The organism is uncultured Escherichia sp. (genome assembly GCF_948475835.1).
Classification (GTDB): Bacteria; Pseudomonadota; Gammaproteobacteria; order Enterobacterales; family Enterobacteriaceae; genus ECMA0423.
The window spans coordinates 28,549-34,899 of the sequence record NZ_CAOLGM010000037.1; the positions used below are offsets into that span (position 1 = coordinate 28,549).

5 protein-coding genes are annotated in these 6,351 nt (G+C 49.8%); 3 read left to right on the forward strand and 2 right to left on the reverse strand.

Annotated elements, in window-relative coordinates; translation table 11 throughout:
• Positions 1–175: 175 nt before the first annotated feature.
• The 3 genes from ldtD to gloC all read left to right on the forward strand — a co-directional run bounded on the left by ldtD (position 176) and on the right by gloC (position 3,426).
• Positions 176–2,023, forward strand: a complete 1,848-nt coding sequence (ldtD, locus tag QZF50_RS09555; RefSeq protein ID WP_000925997.1) for a L,D-transpeptidase — start codon at positions 176–178, stop codon at positions 2,021–2,023.
• A gap of 180 nt (positions 2,024–2,203) precedes the next feature.
• Entirely contained in the window at positions 2,204–2,752 is a 549-nt protein-coding gene (locus QZF50_RS09560; protein WP_001295932.1) for a YcbK family protein, read from the forward strand.
• A 26-nt stretch (positions 2,753–2,778) separates the two neighbouring features.
• Complete coding sequence (gene gloC, locus QZF50_RS09565) at positions 2,779–3,426, forward strand: hydroxyacylglutathione hydrolase GloC (RefSeq protein ID WP_001109487.1); 648 nt, start codon at positions 2,779–2,781, stop codon at positions 3,424–3,426.
• 221 nt (positions 3,427–3,647) lie between these two features.
• Here the strand turns inward: gloC and aspC are convergent, their stop codons facing one another.
• Complete coding sequence (gene aspC, locus QZF50_RS09570) at positions 3,648–4,838, reverse strand: aspartate transaminase (RefSeq protein WP_000462687.1); 1,191 nt, start codon at positions 4,836–4,838, stop codon at positions 3,648–3,650.
• A gap of 184 nt (positions 4,839–5,022) precedes the next feature.
• Positions 5,023–6,111, reverse strand: a complete 1,089-nt coding sequence (gene ompF, locus QZF50_RS09575; protein WP_000977920.1) for a porin OmpF — start codon at positions 6,109–6,111, stop codon at positions 5,023–5,025.
• Between the last annotated feature and the right edge of the window lie 240 nt (positions 6,112–6,351).

Here is a 6,351-nt window from a genome sequence, read left to right on the forward strand (position 1 = left end):
CTTTAAACTTCTTTACATTAGGTTATGTAAAAACGTATCGGCGTTTATATACTGAAGATAAGCCTGATGAGTAACAGGCTTGCTCGTCATACTTTCGTGAGTATTGGCGTTGTACAGGCAAGTCGTAAAATAACAGCCTGGCTATTCAGAGTATGATAAAAACAGGGGGCAAGGGATGTTGCTTAATATGATGTGTGGTCGTCGGCTGTCGGCAATCAGTTTGTGCCTGGCCGTAACATTCGCTCCACTGTTCAATGCGCAGGCCGATGAGCCTGAAGTAATCCCTGGCGACAGCCCGGTGGCTGTCAGTGAACAGGGCGAGGCACTGCCGCAGGCGCAAGCCACGGCAATAATGGCGGGGATCCAGCCATTGCCTGAAGGTGCGGCAGAAAAAGCCCGCACGCAAATCGAATCTCAATTACCCGCAGGTTACAAGCCGGTTTATCTTAACCAGCTTCAACTGTTGTATGCCGCACGCGATATGCAACCCATGTGGGAAAACCGTGATGCTGTTAAAGCCTTCCAGCAACAGCTGGCAGAGGTGGCGATTGCCGGTTTCCAGCCGCAGTTTAATAAATGGGTAGAGTTACTGACCGATCCTGGTGTTAACGGGATGGCACGCGACGTAGTGCTCTCTGATGCGATGATGGGCTATCTCCATTTCATTGCAAATATTCCGGTCAAAGGCACTCGCTGGCTATATAGCAGTAAACCTTATGCACTTGCAACGCCGCCGCTCTCGGTGATTAACCAATGGCAGCTGGCGCTGGATAAAGGTCAATTGCCTACGTTTGTTGCTGGACTGGCACCGCAGCATCCGCAATATGCGGCGATGCATGAATCGTTACTGGCCTTACTCAGTGACACCAAACCGTGGCCCCAACTGACCGGCAAAGCAACGTTGCGCCCAGGGCAGTGGAGTAACGACGTACCGGCGTTGCGCGAAATATTGCAACGCACAGGCATGTTGGACGGGGGGCCGAAAATTACTCTACCTGGCGATGACACGCCAACTGACGCGGTAGTCAGCCCATCCGCTGTTACTGTTGAAACAGCAGAAACTAAGCCGATGGACAAGCAAACGACATCTCGTAGTAAACCTGCGCCTGCCGTTCGCGCCGCCTACGATAATGAACTGGTGGAAGCCGTTAAACGTTTTCAGGCATGGCAAGGATTGGGGGCAGATGGTGCTATTGGCCCGGCAACACGTGACTGGTTAAACGTAACGCCCGCCCAGCGTGCTGGCGTGTTGGCTCTCAACATCCAGCGATTGCGCTTGCTGCCAACAGAGCTTTCTACCGGGATCATGGTTAACATTCCGGCCTATTCGCTGGTCTACTATCAGAACGGCAATCAGGTGCTGGATTCGCGAGTCATTGTCGGTCGCCCCGATCGCAAAACGCCGATGATGAGCAGTGCCCTTAACAACGTAGTGGTAAACCCGCCGTGGAACGTACCTCCAACTCTGGCACGCAAAGATATTCTGCCAAAAGTGCGCAACGATCCGGGATATCTCGAAAGCCATGGCTATACGGTGATGCGCGGCTGGAACAGCAGAGAAGCGATTGACCCATGGCAGGTTGACTGGTCTACAATCACGGCCTCGAATTTACCGTTCCGCTTCCAGCAGGCTCCAGGCCCACGGAACTCGCTGGGGCGCTATAAATTCAATATGCCGAGTTCAGAGGCCATTTATTTGCATGACACGCCGAACCACAATCTGTTCAAGCGTGATACACGCGCATTGAGCTCAGGCTGTGTACGAGTGAATAAAGCTTCCGATCTGGCGAATATGCTGTTGCAGGATGCAGGCTGGAATGACAAACGTATTTCTGATGCGCTGAAGCAGGGTGATACACGTTACGTCAATATTCGGCAGTCGATTCCGGTGAATCTCTACTACCTGACGGCCTTTGTTGGTGCAGATGGTCGTACCCAGTATCGTACAGATATTTACAATTATGATCTGCCTGCGCGATCCAGCTCGCAAATCGTATCGAAAGCGGAACAATTAATCAGGTAAATGAAGTAGTTCGGGGAAATCAGTTGTCGTAATAATTAGCATGATTGGGGGCGATTCTCTGCAGCCCCCGTCACTGCTGGGGTTGAGTCATCTTGACGTCTGCTTTACGGGCGGTTAAGGTGCCTCTTGTGCGCCAGAAGTGCATATAAACGATAACATTGACCTGTAGACTTGATTATCATGGACAAATTCGACGCTAATCGCCGCAAATTGCTGGCGCTTGGTGGCGTTGCACTCGGTGCCGCCATCCTGCCGACCCCTGCGTTTGCAACACTCTCTACCCCACGCCCGCGCATTTTGACACTCAATAATCTTCATACCGGAGAGTCAATCAAAGCGGAGTTTTTCGATGGCAGAGGCTATATTCAGGAAGAATTGGCAAAACTTAACCATTTTTTCCGCGATTACCGCGCGAACAAAATAAAGTCCATCGACCCAGGATTATTCGACCAGTTGTATCGCCTGCAAGGGTTGTTAGGCACGCGCAAACCGGTGCAACTCATTTCCGGTTATCGTTCTATTGATACCAACAATGAACTACGCGCCCGCAGCCGTGGAGTAGCGAAGAAAAGCTATCACACTAAAGGCCAGGCGATGGATTTCCATATTGAAGGTATCGCGTTAAGCAATATTCGCAAAGCCGCGTTATCTATGCGCGCAGGTGGTGTAGGATATTATCCACGTAGTAACTTTGTGCATATTGATACCGGGCCAGCACGGCACTGGTAGTAATTGCTTAACGAAACAGGGGCAGTATGAACTATCGTATTATTCCGGTCACCGCATTCTCCCAGAACTGTTCATTAATCTGGTGTGAACAAACCCGTCTGGCCGCACTGGTCGATCCTGGCGGCGATGCGGAAAAAATCAAACAGGAAGTTGATGACAGCGGCCTGACACTGATGCAGATCCTGCTGACGCATGGTCATCTGGACCACGTTGGCGCAGCGGCGGAACTGGCGCAACATTACGGCGTGCCGGTTTTTGGCCCGGAAAAAGAAGATGAGTTCTGGCTGCAAGGCTTGCCTGCGCAAAGTCGTATGTTTGGTCTGGAAGAGTGCCAGCCGCTGACGCCAGATCGTTGGCTGAACGAAGGCGATACCATCAGCATAGGGAATGTGACTTTACAGGTGTTACATTGCCCTGGGCATACGCCGGGTCATGTCGTGTTTTTTGATGATCGGGCAAAGCTGCTGATTTCTGGCGATGTTATTTTCAAAGGCGGAGTAGGGCGCAGTGACTTCCCGCGTGGCGATCATAATCAACTGATTTCTTCAATCAAAGATAAATTGCTGCCACTGGGGGATGACGTGACATTTATTCCGGGTCACGGACCATTATCCACACTTGGTTATGAACGCCTGCATAATCCCTTCCTGCAAGACGAAATGCCCGTCTGGTAAGGCACATAAAAAAGCCCGCTTTTAATGCGGGCCTGGATTTCTGGCAAAGTGCGCTTTGTTTATGCCGGATGCGGCACGAGCGCCTTATCCGGCCTACAAAATCGTGCAAATTCAAAATATTGCAGGGGACGCGTAGGCCTGATAAGCGTAGCGCATCAGGCAATGTTGCGTTTGTCATCAGTCTCAGCCCGCTTTTCAGCGGGCTTCATTGTTTTTAATGCTTACAGCACTGCCACAATCGCTTCGCACAGCGGAGCCATGTTATCTGGTGTCATCCCGGCCACATTTACGCGACCAGAAGCAACCGCATATACGCCAAACTCTTCGCGCAGACGCAGCACTTGTTCTTTTGTCAGGCCACTGAAGGAGAACATGCCGTTCTGTTTGATGATAAAGCTGAAGTCGCGGTTTGCGCCTTTTTCCTGCAGCGTATTGACGAACAACTGACGCATACGCTGAATACGCTGGCGCATATCAGTCAGCTCTTGTTCCCAAATCGCACGTAACGCATCGTTGCTCAGGATGGTGGCAACAACAGAAGCGCCGTGTGCTGGTGGGTTAGAGTAGTTAGCGCGAATCGCCGCTTTCATTTGGCTGAATGCGCGATCAACGGTTTCACTGTCGGCAGCAACCAGAGTACAAGCGCCAACACGCTCGTTGTACAGGCCAAAGTTTTTAGAGTAGGAACTGGCAACAATCAGCTCTTTATGCATAGCCGCGAAAGCGCGCAGTCCTTCAGCATCTTCTTCCAGACCACGGGCAAAACCCTGGTAAGCGAAGTCAAACAGCGGTAACCAGCCTTTCTCAACTGAGAGTTGTGCCAGTGTCTGCCATTGTTCCAGCGTAGGGTCGATACCGGTTGGGTTATGGCAGCAGCCATGGAACAGCACTACGTCGCCAGCCTGAGCTTCATTCAGGCTGTTAATCAGTGCATCGAAGTCAAGAGTGTGATTTTCCGCATCATAATAAGCGTATTCACGAACTTCCAGACCTGCAGAGTTAAAGACGCTCTTATGGTTCGGCCAGCTTGGGTTGCTCACCCACACTCGCTTAACGCTGGTATTTTTTGCCAGGAAATCGGCAGCTACGCGTAGTGCGCCAGTGCCCCCCGGAGTCTGTGCCGTGCGAGCACGTTTGTCATTGATCAGGGCGCTACCTTTACCAAACAGCAGTTCCTGAGTGCAGCGACCAAATTCAGGGATGCCGTCAATGCCGAGGTAATTTTTGGTGGTTTCATTTTCGAGCAGATACTGTTCAGCCTTTTTCACGCTGGTCAGTACCGGGGTTTTGCCCGTCTCATCTTTATAGACACCAATCCCGAGGTTAATTTTGCCGGGACGTTCATCGGCACGAAACAGATCGGCCAGGCCCAGAATCGGGTCGGCAGGAGCGGCGGTAATGTTCTCAAACATGACGAGGTTCCATTATGGTTACAGAAGGGAAGTCCGCTATCAGGGTAACGGGAGATTTACAAAATTCCAACTATTACTGATGAAAACGCAGGCTGTTTTTGCAAGACGTGAGATTGCTCTGGAAGGTATAAAAAAAACAGGACCAAAGTCCTGTTTTTTCGGCATTTAACAAAGAGGTGTGCTATTAGAACTGGTAAACGATACCCACAGCAACGGTGTCGTCTGAACCTACGCCCAGTTTGTTGTCAGAATCGATCTGGTTGATGATGTAGTCAACATAGGTGGACATGTTTTTGTTGAAGTAGTAGGTTGCGCCCACTTCAAAGTAGTTCACCAGATCAACATCACCGATACCTTCTACGTCTTTCGCTTTAGATTTGGTGTAAGCGATGGACGGACGCAGACCGAAATCGAACTGGTATTGCGCAACTAACAGAACGTCTTGCGTTTTGTTGGCGAAGCCGCTGGTGTTTGTAAATTTATTAGTGATCGGCGTAGCGTTACGGGTTTCACCGTAGTTCGCTGCCAGGTAGATGTTGTTCGCGTCGTACTTCAGACCAGTAGCCCACTGTTCAGCTTTTTTACCGTTGCCAAGAGGTTGAGCTTCTTGCAGGTTGGTACGGTCAGCTGCACCATAAGCACCAACGATACCAAAGCCTTCGTATTCGTAGCTGATAGAACCGCCAACACCGTCGCCGTTAGAACGGCGTGCAGTGTCACGCTCGTTTTTACCCAGGTACTGAACAGCGAAGTTCAGGCCATCAACCAGACCAAAGAAGTTGGAGTTACGATAGGTAGCAACGCCGCCAACACGACCAACGAAGAAGTCATCGCTGTATGCAGTATCACCACCAAATTCTGGCAGCATATCGGTGTAACCCAGTGCATCATAAACCACACCGTAGTTACGGCCGTAATCGAAAGAACCAACGTCAGCGTATTTAAGACCCGCGAATGCCAGACGCGTTTTGTTACCAGTTTGAGCGTCAGCGCCTTCAGAGTTGTTACCCTGGAAGTTATATTCCCACTGACCATAACCGGTCAGATCGGAATTGATTTGAGTTTCCCCTTTAAAACCAAGACGGGCATAGGTCATGTCGCCATTGCCACCGTAACTGTTTTCACCGTTACCCTTGGAAAAATAATGCAGACCAACAGCTTTACCGTACAGATCTACTTTGTTGCCATCTTTGTTATAGATTTCTGCAGCGTTTGCAGTACCTGCTACTAACAGAGCAGGGACGATCACTGCCAGAATATTGCGCTTCATCATTATTTATTACCCTCATGGTTTTTTTTATGACACCTGCCACTGCCTTCAATAAGTTCTGTCAATAAAAATTTACGGAACTATTGATGAGAGTTTGGTGTCTTTATGTGTCTGCAGGCATCTTTCCATTCAAACTAACGTTTCGCTACCGTGAAAGTGCTACAAAGATAAAGATTTAGTTTCAAAAAGAAAAAATATGTAACCAAAAGTAAAAATTAAGGAACTTTGTGAACACCGTCATAT

What these genes read in the sequence shown, in the direction of transcription:
- ldtD (WP_000925997.1), top strand. Translation starts at nt 176, where the DNA reads ATGTTGCTTAATATGATGTGTGGTCGTCGGCTGTCGGCAATCAGTTTG.
- QZF50_RS09560 (WP_001295932.1), top strand. Translation starts at nt 2,204, where the DNA reads ATGGACAAATTCGACGCTAATCGCCGCAAATTGCTGGCGCTTGGTGGC.
- aspC (WP_000462687.1), bottom strand. Translation starts at nt 4,838, where the DNA reads ATGTTTGAGAACATTACCGCCGCTCCTGCCGACCCGATTCTGGGCCTG.
- ompF (WP_000977920.1), bottom strand. Translation starts at nt 6,111, where the DNA reads ATGATGAAGCGCAATATTCTGGCAGTGATCGTCCCTGCTCTGTTAGTA.
- gloC (WP_001109487.1), top strand. Translation starts at nt 2,779, where the DNA reads ATGAACTATCGTATTATTCCGGTCACCGCATTCTCCCAGAACTGTTCA.